Source organism: Mammaliicoccus sp. K-M42, from assembly GCF_022386375.1.
Taxonomy (GTDB): domain Bacteria; phylum Bacillota; class Bacilli; order Staphylococcales; family Staphylococcaceae; genus Mammaliicoccus; species Mammaliicoccus fleurettii.
Genome location: NZ_JAJNIS010000005.1, coordinates 40,816 through 59,933, shown reverse-complemented (window position 1 = coordinate 59,933; position 19,118 = coordinate 40,816). Strand labels below are relative to the sequence as shown.

At 30.7% G+C, this 19,118-nt stretch carries 25 protein-coding genes; 17 read left to right on the top strand and 8 right to left on the bottom strand.

Features of this window, described 5'->3' with window-relative positions; all coding sequences use genetic code 11:
* The first annotated feature begins 124 nt into the window (after positions 1–124).
* The 3 genes from LQ668_RS04775 (at position 125) to LQ668_RS04765 (ending at position 2,375) form a co-directional block, all read left to right on the top strand.
* Complete coding sequence (locus LQ668_RS04775) at positions 125–652, top strand: SA0570 family protein (RefSeq protein WP_078357833.1); 528 nt, start codon at positions 125–127, stop codon at positions 650–652.
* Positions 653–743: 91 nt separating this feature from the next.
* On the top strand, positions 744–1,460 hold the full coding sequence (locus LQ668_RS04770) for a hypothetical protein (RefSeq protein WP_107509400.1): 717 nt from the start codon (positions 744–746) through the stop codon (positions 1,458–1,460).
* A 132-nt stretch (positions 1,461–1,592) separates the two neighbouring features.
* Positions 1,593–2,375, top strand: coding sequence for an alpha/beta fold hydrolase (locus LQ668_RS04765; protein ID WP_078357835.1), 783 nt, complete (start codon positions 1,593–1,595; stop codon positions 2,373–2,375).
* A 59-nt stretch (positions 2,376–2,434) separates the two neighbouring features.
* On the opposite strand, the gene sarA is transcribed toward LQ668_RS04765, so the two are convergent.
* The 5 genes from sarA to LQ668_RS04740 all read right to left on the bottom strand — a co-directional run bounded on the left by sarA (position 2,435) and on the right by LQ668_RS04740 (position 8,325).
* Positions 2,435–2,803: a global transcriptional regulator SarA gene (gene sarA, locus LQ668_RS04760; protein ID WP_078357836.1), complete on the bottom strand. Its 369-nt coding sequence runs from the start codon at positions 2,801–2,803 to the stop codon at positions 2,435–2,437.
* Positions 2,804–3,187: 384 nt separating this feature from the next.
* The gene (locus LQ668_RS04755) at positions 3,188–4,306 is read right to left on the bottom strand and encodes a mannitol-1-phosphate 5-dehydrogenase (protein ID WP_078357837.1); all 1,119 of its coding nucleotides are present in this window, start codon (positions 4,304–4,306) and stop codon (positions 3,188–3,190) included.
* Positions 4,306–4,740, bottom strand: a complete 435-nt coding sequence (locus tag LQ668_RS04750) for a PTS mannitol transporter subunit IIA (RefSeq protein WP_078357838.1) — start codon at positions 4,738–4,740, stop codon at positions 4,306–4,308. Before LQ668_RS04750 ends, LQ668_RS04755 begins: the two co-directional genes overlap by 1 nt.
* A gap of 6 nt (positions 4,741–4,746) precedes the next feature.
* The gene (locus LQ668_RS04745; RefSeq protein ID WP_119634147.1) at positions 4,747–6,792 is read right to left on the bottom strand and encodes a BglG family transcription antiterminator; all 2,046 of its coding nucleotides are present in this window, start codon (positions 6,790–6,792) and stop codon (positions 4,747–4,749) included.
* 24 nt (positions 6,793–6,816) lie between these two features.
* Entirely contained in the window at positions 6,817–8,325 is a 1,509-nt protein-coding gene (locus LQ668_RS04740; protein ID WP_119634146.1) for a PTS mannitol transporter subunit IIBC, read from the bottom strand.
* A 638-nt stretch (positions 8,326–8,963) separates the two neighbouring features.
* On the opposite strand from LQ668_RS04740, the gene LQ668_RS04735 reads away from it, so the two are divergent.
* The 4 genes from LQ668_RS04735 (at position 8,964) to isaB (ending at position 10,388) form a co-directional block, all read left to right on the top strand.
* Positions 8,964–9,284, top strand: coding sequence for a hypothetical protein (locus LQ668_RS04735; protein ID WP_078358595.1), 321 nt, complete (start codon positions 8,964–8,966; stop codon positions 9,282–9,284).
* Positions 9,285–9,297: 13 nt separating this feature from the next.
* On the top strand, positions 9,298–9,483 hold the full coding sequence (locus LQ668_RS04730) for a helix-turn-helix transcriptional regulator (RefSeq protein ID WP_107509397.1): 186 nt from the start codon (positions 9,298–9,300) through the stop codon (positions 9,481–9,483).
* A 17-nt stretch (positions 9,484–9,500) separates the two neighbouring features.
* A complete protein-coding gene (locus tag LQ668_RS04725) occupies positions 9,501–9,707 on the top strand; it encodes a hypothetical protein (protein WP_237687724.1) in 207 nt (68 codons plus the stop codon).
* A gap of 129 nt (positions 9,708–9,836) precedes the next feature.
* Positions 9,837–10,388 carry an immunodominant staphylococcal antigen IsaB family protein gene (gene isaB, locus LQ668_RS04720; protein WP_107509396.1) on the top strand — a complete coding sequence of 184 codons (552 nt, stop codon included), beginning with the start codon at positions 9,837–9,839 and terminating at the stop codon, positions 10,386–10,388.
* A gap of 2 nt (positions 10,389–10,390) precedes the next feature.
* On the opposite strand, the gene LQ668_RS04715 is transcribed toward isaB, so the two are convergent.
* Positions 10,391–10,705: a thioredoxin family protein gene (locus LQ668_RS04715; protein WP_107509395.1), complete on the bottom strand. Its 315-nt coding sequence runs from the start codon at positions 10,703–10,705 to the stop codon at positions 10,391–10,393.
* A 71-nt stretch (positions 10,706–10,776) separates the two neighbouring features.
* Between LQ668_RS04715 and LQ668_RS04710 the strand changes: the two genes are divergently transcribed.
* The 5 genes from LQ668_RS04710 to LQ668_RS04690 all read left to right on the top strand — a co-directional run bounded on the left by LQ668_RS04710 (position 10,777) and on the right by LQ668_RS04690 (position 13,438).
* On the top strand, positions 10,777–10,971 hold the full coding sequence (locus LQ668_RS04710) for a DUF6440 family protein (RefSeq protein WP_239775919.1): 195 nt from the start codon (positions 10,777–10,779) through the stop codon (positions 10,969–10,971).
* A 30-nt stretch (positions 10,972–11,001) separates the two neighbouring features.
* Positions 11,002–11,781, top strand: coding sequence for a GH25 family lysozyme (locus tag LQ668_RS04705; protein WP_203154083.1), 780 nt, complete (start codon positions 11,002–11,004; stop codon positions 11,779–11,781).
* Between the two features lie 129 nt (positions 11,782–11,910).
* Positions 11,911–12,120 carry a hypothetical protein gene (locus tag LQ668_RS04700; protein ID WP_078358326.1) on the top strand — a complete coding sequence of 70 codons (210 nt, stop codon included), beginning with the start codon at positions 11,911–11,913 and terminating at the stop codon, positions 12,118–12,120.
* Between the two features lie 68 nt (positions 12,121–12,188).
* Positions 12,189–12,563, top strand: coding sequence for a nuclear transport factor 2 family protein (locus LQ668_RS04695; protein WP_107509393.1), 375 nt, complete (start codon positions 12,189–12,191; stop codon positions 12,561–12,563).
* 377 nt (positions 12,564–12,940) lie between these two features.
* The gene (locus LQ668_RS04690) at positions 12,941–13,438 is read left to right on the top strand and encodes a Rossmann-fold NAD(P)-binding domain-containing protein (RefSeq protein WP_107509392.1); all 498 of its coding nucleotides are present in this window, start codon (positions 12,941–12,943) and stop codon (positions 13,436–13,438) included.
* Positions 13,439–13,449: 11 nt separating this feature from the next.
* On the opposite strand, the gene LQ668_RS04685 is transcribed toward LQ668_RS04690, so the two are convergent.
* Both LQ668_RS04685 and LQ668_RS04680 read right to left on the bottom strand, forming a co-directional pair.
* A complete protein-coding gene (locus LQ668_RS04685; protein ID WP_107509391.1) occupies positions 13,450–14,271 on the bottom strand; it encodes a trypsin-like serine peptidase in 822 nt (273 codons plus the stop codon).
* 60 nt (positions 14,272–14,331) lie between these two features.
* A complete protein-coding gene (locus LQ668_RS04680; protein WP_239775918.1) occupies positions 14,332–15,306 on the bottom strand; it encodes a YeiH family protein in 975 nt (324 codons plus the stop codon).
* A 107-nt stretch (positions 15,307–15,413) separates the two neighbouring features.
* On the opposite strand from LQ668_RS04680, the gene LQ668_RS04675 reads away from it, so the two are divergent.
* The 5 genes from LQ668_RS04675 (at position 15,414) to LQ668_RS04655 (ending at position 19,110) form a co-directional block, all read left to right on the top strand.
* Entirely contained in the window at positions 15,414–16,256 is an 843-nt protein-coding gene (locus tag LQ668_RS04675; protein WP_107509389.1) for a LysR family transcriptional regulator, read from the top strand.
* Between the two features lie 210 nt (positions 16,257–16,466).
* Complete coding sequence (locus LQ668_RS04670) at positions 16,467–17,942, top strand: BglG family transcription antiterminator (RefSeq protein ID WP_239775917.1); 1,476 nt, start codon at positions 16,467–16,469, stop codon at positions 17,940–17,942.
* A complete protein-coding gene (locus LQ668_RS04665) occupies positions 17,935–18,321 on the top strand; it encodes a PTS sugar transporter subunit IIA (RefSeq protein ID WP_157946492.1) in 387 nt (128 codons plus the stop codon). Before LQ668_RS04670 ends, LQ668_RS04665 begins: the two co-directional genes overlap by 8 nt.
* A 12-nt stretch (positions 18,322–18,333) precedes the next feature.
* Complete coding sequence (locus LQ668_RS04660; RefSeq protein WP_107509386.1) at positions 18,334–18,645, top strand: PTS fructose transporter subunit IIB; 312 nt, start codon at positions 18,334–18,336, stop codon at positions 18,643–18,645.
* Between the two features lie 12 nt (positions 18,646–18,657).
* Positions 18,658–19,110: a PTS sugar transporter subunit IIA gene (locus LQ668_RS04655; RefSeq protein ID WP_107509385.1), complete on the top strand. Its 453-nt coding sequence runs from the start codon at positions 18,658–18,660 to the stop codon at positions 19,108–19,110.
* Positions 19,111–19,118: the final 8 nt, after the last annotated feature.

The following is a 19,118-nucleotide window of genomic DNA, read 5'->3' as shown; positions in this document are numbered from 1 at the left end:
ATTACGGCGCGTTAATGCATTTGTTACATGTTTGTAACAAAAGTGGTCATTTTGTAATGTGTGTGTTATAATATACTCAGTTAAATGCATAGCATATAAGTCATAGACTGAAGGAGAACCTCATATGAAAAAATGTCTCTTAATTATAGCGATGGTACTTATGGTATTACCATTTTCAACTTTTGCTGAGGCAAATGCTGCAACTGATAAACAATTAAATATTAATGATGATAATGTACAATCTTATAAAGACGGTACGGTTGCAATTGAAGGTATTAAAATTGGAGATAAAATTTCTAAAATTAAATCAAAGTATCCTAACGTAATGTTTTCATACTCTGATGATAGTAATGGCAGAGAGAATTATTATGAATTTGATAGTGCAAATGGGCATATGATTATTACTGCAAAAGTCCACGATGGTAAAGAAACTGTGAAACGAATTACAATGATTTACGACGATTTAACAAATGTGAATCTGAAATCACTTGTTTCAGTGCTAGGTGATAATACGACTAAACGTGTACAAAATAATCAATATACTGGTGGTTATGCTTACGTGAATAACGATCAAGCGCACTTCCAACTTTCAAAAGCAACTCCGAAAAGTAAACAATTTAAAGTATATCGTATTGATTTAGGTAAATACTAAATAAATGATGAATATAATCCCCCATTATGTAATAACATATTGCATAATGGGGGATTAATTTATACAATATTAGAATGAAGGTGGTGTATATATGCGTCCAAACAATGAAGTATTGCTGGAAAATGTGAACGACTATTTACAACATGTCGGAATTTTACCTAAACAAATTGATAAAGTGCAGCATTCATTAAAGAAAGATATGAAAAAGTCTGATGAGAAAGACATAGACTATGCTGAATATAGACATAAATCACATGCGGAAATTCTTCAAATTGTAGAACGAAATATCGTGATAGTGAACTATAATCCTATTCTTTTCTATATACTTAACTTCTTATTAATGGCATATTTATTTGATAAAAAATTAATTCCATTTAGTGCTGTAACGGGATTATATATATTCTATTTTGTAGTTATCCTTTCAATTTCACTTGTTATATATATAATCATTAAGAAACACAGTTATTTATATCCTAATCAAAAGCTCATGATGACGAATATACTGCTATTTAGTATTGGTATTATTTTATGCATTTTAAAAATATTCGGCTTATCATTAGGCATGTATGTTATACCAATAGCTGTCTTTCAAGCTATTTTTGTGGTTGGCGTCCTGCTTGTTGTTGTGTCATTATTTTTGAAAAAGCTTGAAGTGGCTGCAATGGGTTTGGCAGTAATACAGAAAACAATTGCTGCTGTAACTACTAATGAAATGGCAATCATGATTACAACATTTGGTAGTTGGTTGATTATTTTATTTATAATCTTATATTTTGTAATGATATATTCAACAAGAAAATATGTATAATAAAAATGCAGAAAATGATTAGTCGACCACAATCATTTTCTGCATTTTTGTTTATGGTATTAAATTAATATTATAAGTGTGAAAAATTGTAAAAGGGGTATATTATTACTGTAAAGTAGGGAGGTACAGATTATGGGAGAATTAATAGCAAGGGATGGGACTCATATAGTATACGAGAAGCACGGTAACGGTAAACCACTTATTATGTTACATGCATTAAGTATGAATTTAGCTACATTTCATTCAACGGTACAACTTCTGAAAGATCAATATACAACTTATACAATGGATTCAAGAGGGCACGGTAAATCTGAAAAGCCACAATCATTTTCTATACAAAATCATATCGATGATATTATAGACTTAATGGATTCTGAGGGAATTGAATCAGCTTATATTTTGGGGCATGATATGGGTGGCGTTATAGCACAAGAATTTGCTAATCAACATCCAGAAAAAGTTGAAAAGTTAGTAATTGTATCGTCAATATCTAATCAAGGTAAACAACCATTTATTAAATTAATCGCTAAACATAGAGATATAGTAGCAGGGTTTAGTAAAGAAGAAGCGATGTTAATTCTGTTTAATGAAATATTTCATGATACGAACTCAACATTTAAATGGTATCAAGAAGTGAAAAAATATTATCGCATGTCGGCTGAAGAAGATGCAATATCAGTTAGGTCTATAAATGGAATCAATATAAAAGTAGATAATATAAACATACCTACACTTATTGTGAAAGGCAAATACGATCCTTTTGATATAGATAATGTAACTGAAAATATTAAAAGTGCACAAATAGAAATATTTGAACATTCAGGTCACGCACCATTTATCGAGGAAAGCGAAAAATTCAAAAAAGTTGTTTCTAAATTTTTGAATCAAAACGTAAGAGATAAGCAAGTAATATAAACAGATTAAGAGCTGAGACAATTAATTTGTCCCAGCCCTTAATCTGTTTTGTTTATATATTAATCGTTTATTTCAGTCTTTGCGATTTCTTTATCAATTTTTTCAAGAACTTCTGATATAGATTTGCGTTGCTTTTTATTAACTAAAATTAAAACTGTACGTTCATCGTATTCATTTCTTCTTTTAGTAAAGTAATCGTGTTGTGATAGGTTTTTAACAGCTTTTACAATTTGTGGCTGTTTATAGTTTAATTTATTAATGATTTTTTTCAAATGATATTCTTCTTCATCTGTTTCATTAATATAAGTTAAAACTGCGAATTCTTCAAAGCTAAGTGAAAAATCCTTCTTAATGATAGATTTTAATTTGTCCACATAAGTAACAAGTGCTAATAAATCTGAACAATTTTCTATTTTAGAAATTGCCATTTTGAATCCCCCTAGATAGTGAGTATTTTGCTCCAATGATTGAAAAAATACAATATAGCGTGAAGGCTTGTCTAATCAATTTGAAAGCGTTTTTAATTTTTTAATTCATAGTTTCCATTTATCAATTATTTACTTATTTTAGCCTAAATATAAGTGTATGTAAACTAATAAGAGTAGGATTTAATTAAATAATAATATAAATAATATAATTGTCACAAACGAAAGGGACATATAATATAATCCTATAAAATTTAAGTGTAAGATTATTATTAATTCTACTAATAAAATAAATCGAGAATTACGAAATATTCTAATATTAAATGAGAATATTATATATTTAATTCATGTAAAAAGCCGTATTTAAAAATACGGCTTTTTAAAATGTTATTTTTTAATAGAAGTGTATTGAATAATTACTTCTTCAATAATATTTGAATCTAGTTCTGCATATTTGTTTAAGAATTCAGCAACACTATGATCATTGATATAGTTGTTTTTTTCAACTGTTTCTTTATCATTATCGTCTTGATATTCAAGCAAGTAACATAATGCTTTTACGAGTTCTGAATGTTTTTGATTTGTTTTTGATAAAGCTACTAAAGGTTTTACGATACGATCATTTGGTCCAACTTTACGTAACACACCACGTCCGACTCTTGTAACATCATCAGATAAGTAGGGGTTATTGAAGCGTCCAATTATTTTTTCAATATAATATGCTTGGTCTTCTTTTGTAAACTCGTCAAAGTTTGCAACGAGGTATTCACCTGTTTCATTTAATACTTCATGTAAACCGTCATTAATTTCTTTATCTTGAATCGCTTCAAGGATTGTTTTGTAACCTTTATATTGGCCATAATATGCTAAGTAAGCATGACCAGTGTTCACAGTTAATAATTTTCTTTCGATATAAGGTGTTAAATCATCAACATAATGAACATCTTCAAGTTGAGTACCTTGCCATTTAGAAGCTTCAACAACCCATTCAAAGAAAGGTTCTACTAATACATCTAATGAACCTTCTTTTTGACCTTGAGGTACAATACGGTCTACTGCTGAGTTAGGGAAACTTATATCATCTGATAAAGGTCCTGTAATATCTAATACTGCTTTTTTAAGTTGATCCGTTGCCATGATGGCATTTTCACAAGCAACAATATTTAATGTTTTACCAGGTTCGCGTTCTTTTAAAAATTGTGCGAAAGATTTAGCGATGATTGGTAAGATATTAACACCTACTGCAGTTGTGATTACATCTGCTTCTAAAATTGCTTCTTTTAATTTATCTGTTTCAGTAATACTATTTATACCTTTAACACCTGATACGGGTTCTTTAGTATTTTCTTTGTTAGCAATGACTACTTGATACGCTTTTTCTTCATTAATTTGATTAATAATATTTTCATTAACATCGACGAATGTCACATCATAGCCATTATCGCTTAATACTTTACCTATAAAACCTCGACCGATATTACCGGCACCAAAGTGAATGGCTTTCATTAAAGTTCAACCTCCTCAAAGATAGCAAGAATTTCTTCTTTAGATTGAGCGTTGATGACACGTTCTACATTTTCTTCTTCACTAAATACAATCGCGATTTGTGAAAGAATATCTAAATGTTCACCGTCTTTACCAGCTATACCAACAACAACTTTAGTTTCGTTTCCATCCCAATCAACACCATTTGGAATATGAAGTAATACGAGACCTGATTTTAATACTTCTGTTTTTGCTTCATCTGTACCATGTGGAATTGCTAAGAAGTTACCCATGTAAGTTGTAACAATTTGTTCGCGTTCTTTCATAGCAGTGATATATTTTTCAGTTACTGCACCGTCTTCAACTAAAGCTTGTCCAGCTTTTTCGATAGCTTCTTCTTGTGAGTTTACTGATAAGTTCATAAAAATGTTTTGTGGATTAAATAAGTTTGTCATGTTAAATCACTCCGTTTTCGTTAATTTTTGTTTTAATTTATTTAAGAAAAATGATTTGAGTGTATTTTCTATTAGCACTCTATCATTTAACAACTGATCAATATCATCCAGATGCTCAGTAATTAAGGATGATACTTCACTCATAAATTGACCTTGTTCTGAATTTTTCGGTATGAACATACTTACGAGCCAATTTACTTCTTGTTCTTCATTCTCTATCGTTCTAAGCATTAAAGGTTTAGTTAATTCAGTTATAATCAGTTGTGGTTTTTTAATAAGTTCATCTGATAAATGAGGTATAGCAACTGGATAATCTGTTAATGCAAAGCCTTGTAGTTCTATTCTTTTACTAAGTTTTTCATTGAAACTATGCGTGTCATCAATAATGTGATTTTTAGATAACGTTTGAACTAAATAGCGATTGAGCTGTGTTACTTTCTTCTTTTCAACTATCATATTTTGAATTAATGATAAGCTTTCTTCTATAAAAGAAACTGTATGATCATAATCTTCATATGAAATTGGCTGTTCTTTAGACTGATTGTCTTGTTGCCTTTGAACAATTGAATGTTGTAATTTCAAGAAATATTTAACATTTTCAGCGTCTTGTTCCGGTAATAATGGGTTCACTGTAATGTGTGGATATTTAGTATCAACTGCAACTGTAGAAATCATGCCATCATACATCGAGAAATCAATCGATTTTAAACTACTGACGGATACTTCGGTCGTTTGCGTAATTTCAGAAAAATGTTGTTTCAAACGATTGGATAGGATACGACTTGTACCAATGCCGCTACTACAAACAACTAATACATGTAATGAACGACTTTGTTTGGCTTTTAACATACCACCAAAGTGAAGTGCGATATAGGCTACTTCGCTTTTTGGAAAATGATAATTACTGAATACAATCTTTAAACCTGACGAAACAGCTTCGAATAATGCTTTATCATATGTTTCGATCATTTCAGTAAGCGGATTGTATGTTTCAATATTGGCTTCCAATCTGTTAATAGCGGGCTCTAAATGTAAATTTAGACCTTTAAATAATGACTCTTCATCTTTGAAAGAAAATCCTTCGCTTTTTACAAAATCAATGAGTTCCGTTACACGTTGTTCATGCGTTTCGGTGCTCTCATATGATGTTGCTTCATGACGTCGCCTTGCACCTCTTAAATGCATTGTGATAAATGCTATTTCCGAATGATTAAATGTGACATCATAAATGTTACTTAACACATTAGTCAGTCTTTCTGATACTTTGAATTCATCTGTTGAAATCAATTCGTTTAAAATATCATCTTCAATATCTACATGACCATCTTGCTTAATACGTTCAATTGCTAATACAATATGAATCGTTAAAGTTAAATAACTAGCTTCTGTTAATGTATAGGGCAGTGTACCAAGCTCATCCATTAACAACCGTTCAACATTAAATAATCTATCGATATCAACGATACCTTGTAAATGTGTCTCATTTAATGTGTGATATACAAAATGATCTTCAACAACAGAATAGACGCTATCTCCGTCTAACTTTTCTAACATAAATCTAGCTAATAGTTGTCTTTTATTTACTTCTTCACCATTTAAAATTAATCCCTCGCCGCGCCTTCGTTCTAACGATAGTTCAAAGGTTTTTAACTCAGGCTCTAACTGCTCAATAATCTTATTCAGTGTGTGTGTTGAAGCACCAATTTCATTAGCTAAGCTGTATAATTTCACTGGACCTTTAGATTGGATCAAATTGTATAAAATAATCACTTTTCGCTCTTCATCAGATAAATCAATCGTATGTTGTTCATTTAATGATTGAACGAAAGTATCAATATTTTGTGGTTCACCTTCAATGCGGAGTCCTAATTTAGGCACTCTTGTTAAGGAAAGGTGATATTTATTGAGTGTATCTTCAACACTTTTCATTTCTCTATGCACGGTTCTAGACGAAATACCTAAGTCTTGAGCAATGTCATGAATCGTTAAAAAAGAGTGAAGACGCTCAGATAGTAATTTGAGAATGCTTTTTTCTCGGTTACTTATCATCATCGACCTTCACTCCTTTGTTTAGAATTATTTTTTCAATTCGCTAATTAACTCTTCATATCTTGGTGAATTCAAGAAGTTATCTACTGAAATATGAATCGCTTTTGGATTCTTTTTAATAGCTCTATCTGTTAATGTTTTTTGAGTAATTACGACATCTGCATCATCTGGTAATTGATTGATAGCAGTGTTTGTTACTTCAATATTTGTTAATTCAGCTTTTTTGAATTTATTTCGTAACATGCCGGCACCCATTGCACTTGAACCCATACCAGCATCACAAGCGAAAATAACTTTTTGAACATTTGAGAAATCATGTGCGTCTACATTTTCAGTGTCATACTCATCTAATAATCCATCTGATTCATCTTTTTCTTCAGCATCATCTGAAGTTTCTTTTTCTTCTTTATCAGCACCAGTTAAAGCACCACTTACAGAAGATTTTTTACCCTTACGAGCTTCCATGTCAGCAGTTGCTGATTCAAGGTCACTTTCAGGATCTTTAGTTACTTTCAATATAATAGATGCTACTAAGAATGAAACTAAAGTTGCTAGGAAGATACCTAGTAACATGACTAAATAACTACCTTTAGGCGTTATTGCGAAGTAGGCTAAAATTGAACCTGGTGATGCAGGACCTGTTGTACCAAAGTCGAATATGCTGAATGTAGCTACACCAGTCATACCACCTAAAATAACGGCAACTAATAATAAAGGACGCATTAATACATATGGGAAGTAAATTTCATGAATACCACCTAGGAAATGGATGATACCAGCACCATATGATGTTGCTTTTGCTGTACCTTTACCGAATACCATATACGCTAATAAAATACCTAGACCTGGTCCAGGGTTAGACTCTAATGTATATAATATAGATTTACCAGCTTGAGTAACTTGTTCAGATGCAAGCGGAGTTAATACCCCATGGTTAATTGCATTGTTCAAGAATACAGTTTTTGCTGGTTCAATAATAATACTTACTAGTGGCAATAAATGATGAGAAACTAAGAAATCAACACCCATACCAAGAAGTTTCATTAATCCTTCAACCAATGGCGCTAAACCTTTGAAACCAATGATTGCCATGATGAATGCTAGAATACCAGCTGAGAAGTTGTTGAATAACATCTCAAAACCTTGTGGCGTTCTAGGAACTAAGAACTCATCCACTTTTTTCATTAACCAACCAAGAAGTGGACCCATAATCATTGCACCAATTAACATTGGTGTATCAGGGAATGCTGCGATAACCCCCATAGTAGCAGTAGCACCAACGACGCCACCACGTAAACCATGAACTAAACGACCACCACTAAATGCAATTAATAATGGAATTAAATATTTGATCATTGGGTCTACCATAGTAGAAAGTTCTTCATTAGGTAACCAACCATCTTCAATAAACAGTGCTGTAATTAGCCCCCAAGCAATAAAAGCACCGATGTTCGGCATAATCATACTACTTAAAAATGAACCAAAAGCTTGAACCTTAGGACCAATGCCTTTTTTCTTTTCTGTTTGTTCTGCCATATTTAACACACCTTCCCTTACATAAAAAGTATTTTGTTACTTAATCATACGAAGATGTATACCTATTAACAATGAATAGTAGATGCAACTTTGTCACAAGCACTTTGACATGTGTGATTTAAGTGGATGAAAGTGAACAAATGTTAAACAAAACGCTTTCAATGTAATTATACACTTTTGGAAGGGAGGTTCATAATGTTTTGGAATAAATGTTCAGATGTGAAGATATTCAGGCCAATAAAAATAAATATCGACCCGAAAACGGAAAATACAGGCCGATAAAAATAAATATCGGTCCAGAAACGCGAAATACGGCCGATAAAAATAAATATCGGTCCAGAAATGCGAAATACGGACCGATAAATAAAATTAGCGGTCCAGAAACGCGAAATACGGACCGATAAATAAAATTAGCGGTCCAGAAACGCGAAATACGGACCGATAAAATAAAATAGCGGTCCGAAATCTGCTTATAACGCACCTCTCCAAAGCACACTCTGCTATAGCCTGAACATAAAAACAGTAGTATATGTTTTATATCTATCAACACTCTAAATGTAAAAAGTATTTGACATGTTTATCTCAGATGTTAGACTAATAAATGTAAAAAACTTTTGACATTTGGAGGTGCAATTTTTATGGTATTGAAATGGTTACTTTTTATTATTATTACATTGGTCATGTGGACGGTTTACTATAAATATATAGCAATTAATACTAAAGAATTTAAAAAAGAGCGAAGACTGGATGAAAGGCAATTGAGAATAAGACTCGAAATACTGTCTAACACATTTGGTTATATGTTCTTGATTATCATGTCCTATATAGCGATTAAACTTTCTGGCTTAAATGGGAATGCACAGAATGTCTTCACTCAAAATCCTGAAATACTTTTTATTGTTTTGTTAGGCATTATATATGCAATTAATGTTTTAATAGTAAAGAAGAAATACAGTTGAGAGTAGGTAAGTTGTGAAGAATAAAATACGGGAATATCGAAAGCAAATGGGAATGTCACAGGATACGTTAAGTAAAAATGTAAAAGTGACGAGACAGACGATTAATGCAATTGAAAATGATAAATATGATCCTACATTGGCACTAGCTTTCAAATTAGCAGAAGTGTTTGATGTAACTGTAGATGAATTATTCTCTTAAAAGAAAGGAAGATTATTTTGAAGAAGCAAGATGAAATGGAAAGACAACATGTATTTATCGCTTCTAAGTATACTGTAGTGTATTTTATATTTGCTTTAGTTATTTATAATTTATATACGAAATTTACGACAGGCGAGTTTAATGTTGTTTGGTTAATATTATTAGTTGGCATTATTATATTTTTAGGAATTCAAACTTATTTTAAGGTTATTACTAAAACGTAATACTATTAAACAAAAGTATAAAAATACAATAAATATTTATTATTCCCCCCTTGTAATTGAAATTCAATATAGTAGGATGTAGGTGTATCGTCTTTAGATACATAATCTATAAAAAGGGAGAGAGATCGAATGAACAAATTTTCAAAGATTTTTGTTTCAAGCGGTTTAGCATTAGCGACAGTATTTACAGTAGGTGCAGCTAGCAACGGGAATACAGTGGATGCAGCAAGCAATGGTAATATGGAAAGCGAAGCGTCTCAACCTTATACTTCTTATTATAATGGATATGTTAGTTACGACCCAGGATTCTTTATAACAGATACTTTCAAAAAAGGATTCGAATCAGGTAATTTCACTTTAAACGGTTATGAAACACCTGCACATGAAAATTACGCAAAAGAACATCAAGACGAAGCAAAAAATATTAACTTATATGATCAAAATTTAAATGTCTATAGTAATTATGGTTTAGATGCAAACGCACAACCGACGAACGCTGAACAATTTAATTTATCTATAGATGATGTTAGAGAATCTTATGGTATGGATTATTCTAAAACTGGAAGTCCTCGTAGTATAGAAGGTCAATATTCTTATAATTTAAATGGTTACAAAATTGCCTTCACATCTGATGAAAAGGGTGTTGTAACAAGAATTGACTTTTATACATTAGTAGAATAATTTTATAAATTGTTTATTTGTTCAATACGATATTGAAGTTCATCAAAGTCTATTATTCGGGCTTGTCGGTGAACTTCTTTTTGATTGTAAAAAAGCATGACTACGGGTGAAGTGAATAAATTTAATTGTCCAACTGCTTCAGGTACTTGATTAGCGACTATTTCATATGCTGGGATTTGATAATTTTCAGCCATTTTTTGCACAATTGGATGATCAGCTTTACATACAGAACAATTTTCACTAGAAACATATATCAAAGTGAACGTATGGGCATTAATTTTTTCATTTAATTCGTCAAAAGTGTTTATAATTTTCATAAAAATCTTCTCCTATCATTTCAATATATCGGCAAGTATTATACCATTACAGGAGAAAAGGAGTGAATGATATGTTTGGTAATAAGAACGAAGACGAAAGATTTTATGTGAAATCTAAAGAAAATATTAAATCTTTAGGTAGATTTACTGTTGTAGCTGATCGTGAAACAGGCGTTAATTATGTACACGCTTGGGTAGGAACTGGTAGCAGTTTAACACCATTATTAGACAAGAACGGTAATCCTATAATAGATAACATGAAATAATTTTTCAGTAATACACAAAGGAGTATTTAAATGTTTAGTAGATTTGTACGCATCGTCGTAGCTATAACCTTATTGATTTTTATTGTAAATGCACCCTCAAAAATTGCTGAAGCATCAAAAGAAGCAGGTACAATGGGAAATGGTTATAAGAAATACATAGAAAATAAACAAGATACACAACATAGAAAAAGCCAAGAAACAAAAGAAGCGGCAGTCGTTCCTAAAGAAGATTCAATACTTGATTTATCAGAATGGCAAGGTAAACTAACCTCTGCACAAGTAAAAAAATTAAAAGCAAATTATGACTTTATTATATTAAGAGCACAGTATGGATCAGATTATAAAGATGCAACTTTTGCAACAAACTCAAAATTATTAGAAGCAAATAATATGAAATATGGTGTGTATTCATATAGCATGTACGAAAATGCCAGTGATGCACGAACAGAAGCAAAATCATTATATAATAGAGCACCGAACGCAAGCTTCTACATTAATGATTACGAAGAAGAAACTGTAACTTCAGGCACATCTGATGAAAGTACACAAGCATGGTTAGAAGAAATGAGAAAGTATTCAGGAGATAAAAAAGTCCTATTATATTCATATGAAGACTTTATGCTCAATAATACAGCAACAGCAGTACAATCATATGACGGATATTGGTTAGCAGCTTATCAAGAAACACAGCCAGAAAGAGAACATGTACTATGGCAATATACAGACAGTTATTATTCAGAAGAACTTGATCAAAACGTAGATGCTAATGTATTAAGTCCTAACGTTCAATCAAGCTGGTTTATCTCTTAAAATATACTTAATCATATGAAACCTCTCAAAAAGTCTATTTGTAGTAAGTTTGATTGAGTGTATAGTAACTATATACATTATCATAGATAGAAAGTAAGGTTCACTCGAATAAAGAGAGAGGTGTTATAAATGTATATATTATTTATTATTTTAGCTATAATTACATTCATTTTCTTGGCATATTCTATCGTAATATTAATGGGGAAAGATGGTATGATATATTCATTTTTATCCAAAAAAGAGAAGAATCAATCTGATAGAAATAAAGGTTGGATATTCTTTTCAAGTGTCTTATTATTGTTTATCTGTTTAATTGTTTTCTTCTTTTTTGTTATTTAAGTAATAAGACAATATGATTTATCTTCAAGGTTATGAAAGATATAATCGAGTATAAAGAAGGTGAATTAATGAATATATTAGATGATTATTTTAAATTATTTGATGAATCAAGATATAGTGAAGAAAGTTTTCAGAAGTTAAATGCATTATTTAGTGATGAAATTGAATTTGTATTGAATAATAAAACATTTAAAGGTAAAGAAGCTTGGAAACAGTTTGTAAAAAGTGTGTATACAACAAACAAAGACTTGAAACATATGCATAACGGTTGGACAGAAAACGAAGACGGTAGTTTCGAAACACATTGGGCAGTTAGTGGTAATAGATATGAGACAGGCGTTTACACACAAGAAGGTAAAGATATAGCAAGATTAGATGCAAATGGAAAAATTGCGTATTTAGAAAACCAGCCAAAAGACGATCAATTATTTTCAAATCAATAGAATAAATCAAGAGCGTAGGGCAGAAATCTAATTTTATGACAAGATTTCGTTGTCCCACTCTCTTATCATAGGGCATCCATATTCACACAAGTCGAGAGAAGTGTGAGCAAGGGTGGCTATATTTACACAAGTTGGAAGAAGTGTAAGCAAGGGTAGCTATATTCACACAAGTCGAAAGAAGTGTAAGCAAGGGCATCCATATTCACACAAGTTGAAAGAAGTGTGAACAAGGGCAGCCATATTTACACAAGTCTAAAGAAGTGTAAGTAAGGGCAGCTATATTTACACAAGTCTAAAGAAGTGTGAGCAAGGGTACCAAGAATAAATAATAACTTAGTTTAGATACTCTGATTATAAAAATAAGGTGATTATGTAAAATGGCTACTTTAATAATAGGTGGATCAGGCATGCTGTTACAAGCAACTCAAGAAATTATAAATGTTGAAAATCAAGTTTTATTATGTAGTAGAGATAAAAATAAATATAAAAATTTGCTAAATAATCATGACAGTGCAAAATTTTTACAATTTGATTTTTCAGACGCAAATGACTTTAAAAAACTTGGGAATTATATTAATGATGAGAAAATTAACATCATTAATATAATTATTTGGATACATAGCAGTTATTATAAATATTTTTATGAATTATTAGAGAACATTAAAGCTGATGAAAATACATCAATTTATTTATGCAAAGGTAATAGTTCGATGAATTTGGATAATTCATTATTTGAAAAATATAAAGTTCATATAATTAAACTGGGATACAATGACATTGATAATCGATGGCTCACTCATGAAGAAATTTCTAATGGAGTGCTAGAATCTTTTAGAAATAAGAAAAGTGTTCATGTGGGCCATGTAACAAGATAAATCTATTTTCATCATTCACGATGCTCCTCAATGAAAGCTCTTGTTTTTCCTGTGAGGAGTGGTCCGCCTGTATAAATGTCTCTTGTTGATTGATTTTTTATGTGCAATTCTGGTCGTATGCCATGTGCATGTACGCCGACAACGTGATTGTGTTTATTAAACACGGGTGATCCTGAGAAGCCGATTGTTCTATGCAAATGTCCGATATACTCAATGTAATTTTGAGTTGGTTTAAGGAAGTAACCTTTTGATTGATACATAAGTTGACCATTGTACGGATGTTCGCTCGGATATCCTAACATGTACAGTGGTTCTTTAGTTTGCATTTTTTTAATTTCTTGTTCGGATGCTAATGTTAATGGTTTTACTTTTTTAGATAAACGTTGTTCTGTAATGAGTATAGCGACATCTCTTTCAGACGATGTATAAAACTTTTTAACTTTAAATTTCATAGGAATTTGTTGTTCTGATTTAGATGGATAGAAATAAAATTGCTTTGTTTCTTTATTACCATCGTCATCACTAGCTACGTGAGCTGCGGTAATAATTGTATGATCATCAATGACAAAACCAGTTGCCCCATTCCCTGATTTACCAGTCTTATCTGATGATACTTTACCGACACCTTTGAAATGATTATTGCTATCTGTATCGTAGGGTTTAATTGTTAATAAATCATTTGGTATTTGTGAACCTAGTTTAAATGCATCATTGTAATCTGCATGTGTTGCTTCTGTGAATGTATCTTTATATGTTGCTGTTTCATCATGATCAACGAAAAAATAGTTGAATAATGATATAAATAGCACGAAAAATAATTTAAGGCATAACATAGTTTCATCACAATCTTTCTCAAAATTGAATATTGCCTATGTTATACCCTATTATAATTTTTATAAAATACTTGTTATGAAAAATGTGATGACTGAAAGTACGATAGATGTTATAGCCATAGCAATCATTGGTTTGAAAGCTTTTGCTTTTATGTCATTGAATGAAACGTTTAATCCAATTCCTACCATTGCCATAATTAAAATTAATGTAGTAAATGTGCTAATTACATTTAAAACACTCTCTGGAATTGGAACAAATGTGTTAATGGCACTCATTACTAAAAATCCAATTAAGAAGTATGGAAAATCAATTTTTTGAGAAACTTTATTAGATTTTTTTCTATTTACGATAACTAAGAAAATGATACTTAAAGGAATAAGTAAGAATACTCTTCCTAATTTAGTCAATAGCCCGATACTAAGCGCCTCTGTACCACCGGCATCAGCAGCTAAAATAACATGTGCAATTTCATGTAAACTAGCCCCCGACCAAATCCCATAAACTTCTGGATCCATAGGGAATAATGCATAGAGCAATGTATACGTTAATGAGAAAATAGTTCCCATAATTGCAACTAAACCTACACTTATACCAACATCACTTTCTTTAGATTTTAATATTGGTGAAATCGCTGCAATAGCTGCCGCACCGCAAACTCCTGTACCAACTCCTAATAATAAGACTAAATCTTTGTCTCCTTTAATGATTTTATTGAGCAAAATAATAAAGAAAATAACAAATGTTACAACACCAACATCAAGTAATAACAACGTGCCACCTTCATTAACAATCGTAGATAAGTTAAGCTTTAAGCCATAAAGTATGATGGCTAATCTAAGTAGCTTTTTAGAAGAAAATACAACGCCCGATTCTATTTGCTTTGGGTACCCTTTAAAATGTCTATACAAAATCGCAGTTATAATCGCAATAGCCAAAGCACCAACCTTATTTAAAATAGGCAAGTTAGATAATAATATACTTACAATTGCGATAATGAATGTAAACCCGACACCCAATATGAATTTCTTACTCATAATAACGCCCCCTAATTCCCTTAACTATAGTTTAAAAGGAAGAGCGTTATTTGTGAAATGCTATTTTTAAATATATAATATAACAAAAATGATATGGAGTGGATGAGTTGGAAGATAAATTAAATATATTAAAAGTTATCGTTGAAGAAGAAGGGTTTACGAAAGCTGCAGAAAAACTTTTTAAATCACAACCTTCCATAAGTAGAGATATCAAAACACTTGAAGACAAATATCAAATCAAAATATTCGAAAGCACTAGAAAGCAAATTGTATTAACAGAAGAAGGTAGAGAACTGTATAACTATGCCTGTCAATTAGCCATATTAGACGAACAATTGTATACAAAGATTAATCAGCATAAAGAAGAAGTGAAAGGTAAGTTTGTAATAGGAACAAGTCATACATTTGGACAGTCGATGTTATTGGATTTAACCATTTACTTACAAACTAAATATCCTAACTTAAATATACACATATACGTGTACAACTCAGCAGATATATTAAGTCGTTTAAAAGATTATTCACTAGATATAGGCATAATTGAGAAACCTGTAATAGATGACAAAATAAATAGCGAAGTGTTAACAAGAGATAAATTGCTGATAGTTAAGAATAAACAAATCAATGAAAATTTAAACGATATGAGATGTTATGTAAGAGAAACAGGGTCCGGCATTAGATATTACCAAGATATGCTCTTACAACAATTAGACTTAACCTCAAGAAAAGTTGTAATCAACGATAATCAATTAATATTAGAGCTCGTCAAACAAAACATGGGATATACAATATTGTCTAACTTCTCTATAAAGTCATTTGATAAAAAATTTATCACAACAAACGATCTAAACTTATATCGAAACTTCTTTATCGTATCTAACAGAGCAAGATACAAAACAAATAAATATAATGCAATAATGGATGAAATAAAAGAATATCAGTTTAGGTAGGGTGCTGAGTTTAAAATTAAGTGAAGAGGGCTTTGTTAAAAATTGATAATATATATTACTTAAAAATAAAATTTTGCATGTACTTTTAATAGCTATGGTCGTGGACTATAGCTATTACTTTATTTTAATGTCTATTGTAATGGACACACGAAGGTAAAACGCTTACATTATTTTGTTTTATTATGAACTTACAGGGAGGTTGTAAACGATATGAAGGGAGATAATCAAGAGAAGTTAATTAACTTTTTACTAAATGCGCATTCGTTTGTTGATTCGAATAGTTTGGCTAAAGAACTTAATGTTTCCACAAAAACGATTTATCGACTTGTTAAACGTATTAATGATTATTATAAAGAACCTCTTATTATTTCTGAAAAGGGTAAGGGCTATCGGATTGATGACAGAGAATATATTGAACAGCATGAGATTGGTCAGTTTCATCAAAATGACTTACTTTCTCCTATTGAAAGACGAAATATGATAACTAAAGATTTACTATTAATCTCCCCAAAATCGATATCACTTTTTAATATCGTTGAGCGTTATTATATTTCTGAAAGTGTTCTAAATTCAGATGAGAAAAAGATTGAAGAGATGTTGAATCAATTTAATTTAGTATTGGAAAGAAAAAATCGTCACTTATCTATAAAAGGTGGAGAAAGTGATATACGTCATGCTTTATTAGAACTGATTGGTGAAGGAAAGCTATCCAATCTTTCTGCATATAATGGTATGGATGAAACTGAAGATAGAGATTCTCACTTTGTTCAAGAACAGATTAACACGATTGAAAATTATAAAAATATTATCATTCCTTATCCATATAATGTGAATATATTTTCTCATTTATATATTTTGATTATGCGTTTTAGAAAAAGAGGCGTCATAAACGAAGATAAAAGTAGGGAAACTCAAGAGCTATTAAAGTTGAAAAATGAATATCAATCTTTTTATCGTACAAGTGATATGGTAATCGGCAATATTGAGAAATATTTGCATACACAATTACCTGATAATGAAAGGATTTATTTGTTTGAATATCTTATTTCATCTAGATTTGAAACACAAAATTATCAAGAAGATATGAAATATTCAAATGATGTTATTGAAATAACAAATGCTTTAATCGAAGGTGCGAGTGGTGAATTGAACCATTCTTTCAAAAATGCTGATTTAGAGCAACAACTCCTTAAACATGTGAAACCAATGCTCAATCGGATTGAACATCGATTGTTAGTTAAAAACACTTTAATAGAACAAATAAAAATTGAATATCCAATTGTCTTCAATGTTATAAGCAATATAACTAATCAAATATCAGAGACTTATGCTATTAAAAAGATAAATCAAGATGAAATTGGCTTTTTAACATTGTATTTTGCTAAAGAGCTTGAGAGAAATCCGAAAAAAATAAAAACATTAATTACATGTACAACTGGAATAGGTACATCAGAATTATTGAAAACAAAAATAGATAGAAACGTTCTAGAAATAGACATTATAGATGTTAAATCTTCATTTGATTTAACGGAAGAGGATTTACAAAAAATAGATTTAATTATATCAACTGTTCATATTCCTGAAGTTAAAACTATTCCAATAGTCGTAATAAGCGCAATGTTTAATAAGAATGATCAAATTAAATTGCGGAAGATGATAGAAATGTTAGGTGATGACAATGAATAAGAATCTATTTTGTGACATTCAAACTAAAAACATATTGTATAAAGACGTTATTGAAGAAGTGGGATATCAGTTAGAGAAAGACAACATTATAAAGTCTCACAATGACTATTTTCAAGAAGTGTTGAATAGAGAAAAATGTGGGGATATAGAAATCTTTCCAGAAGTGATTTTGCCACACATTCAAAGTGAAAATATTTTAAAAACAAAAATTTGTTTAATAAAAAGTGAACACGGTTTAATTCAATGGCATAAACAATCCGTGAAGTTAATCATATTATTAAATCTCAAACCTAATGAAGATAAAGAAAATTTATTAGAAATACAATCGTTTATGAGAAATTTAGCAGATGAAGATTATATTGAATCATTAATTAAATAGGAGGAATTTATTATGAATATCGTAAGTATTTGTGCTTGTACAGTAGGTATAGCACACACATATATTGCAGCAGAAAAATTAGAAAAAGCAGCAGAAAAGAAAGGGCATAGCATTAAAATTGAAACGCAAGGCACTATTGGTATTGAAAATGAATTAACGACAGAAGATATTAACCAAGCTGACATTGTGTTGTTAGCAGTAGATGTCAAAGTAAGTGCTAAAGAAAGATTTGAAGGTAAGAAAGTTGTTGAAATACCAACTGATGTAGCAATTAAATCTCCAAATAAACTTATAGAAAAAATCGAACAAATATCACAACAATAAAGGAGATGCCTTATGAACTTAAAAGATGTAATCGATGAAAAAACGATCTTAACTGAATTAGAAACACAAAATAGAGAAGAAACTTTAGAAACATTAGTTGAATTATTTAAACAAGAAAATTATATAGCTGATCAGAAAGATTTTTTAGAAGCGGTATATAAAAGAGAAGCAGAAGGTGTTACAGGTATTGGGAACTTAGTAGCCATACCACATGGAAAAAGCAAGAGTGTTAATAAAGTAGGTATTGCAATTGCGATATTAAAAGACACTGTAGAATGGCCAGCATTAGATGACAAAGGTGCTAAAGTTGTTATTTTACTTGCAGTTGGAGAAGATAACGACAATTCGAAAGAGCACTTAAAATTATTGTCATTAATCGCTCGTAGATTAAGTAATGATGAAGTAATTGAACAATTATTAAATGCTAAACAGAAATCAGAAGTTGTATCGATTTTATCAAACTGACAAAGGGG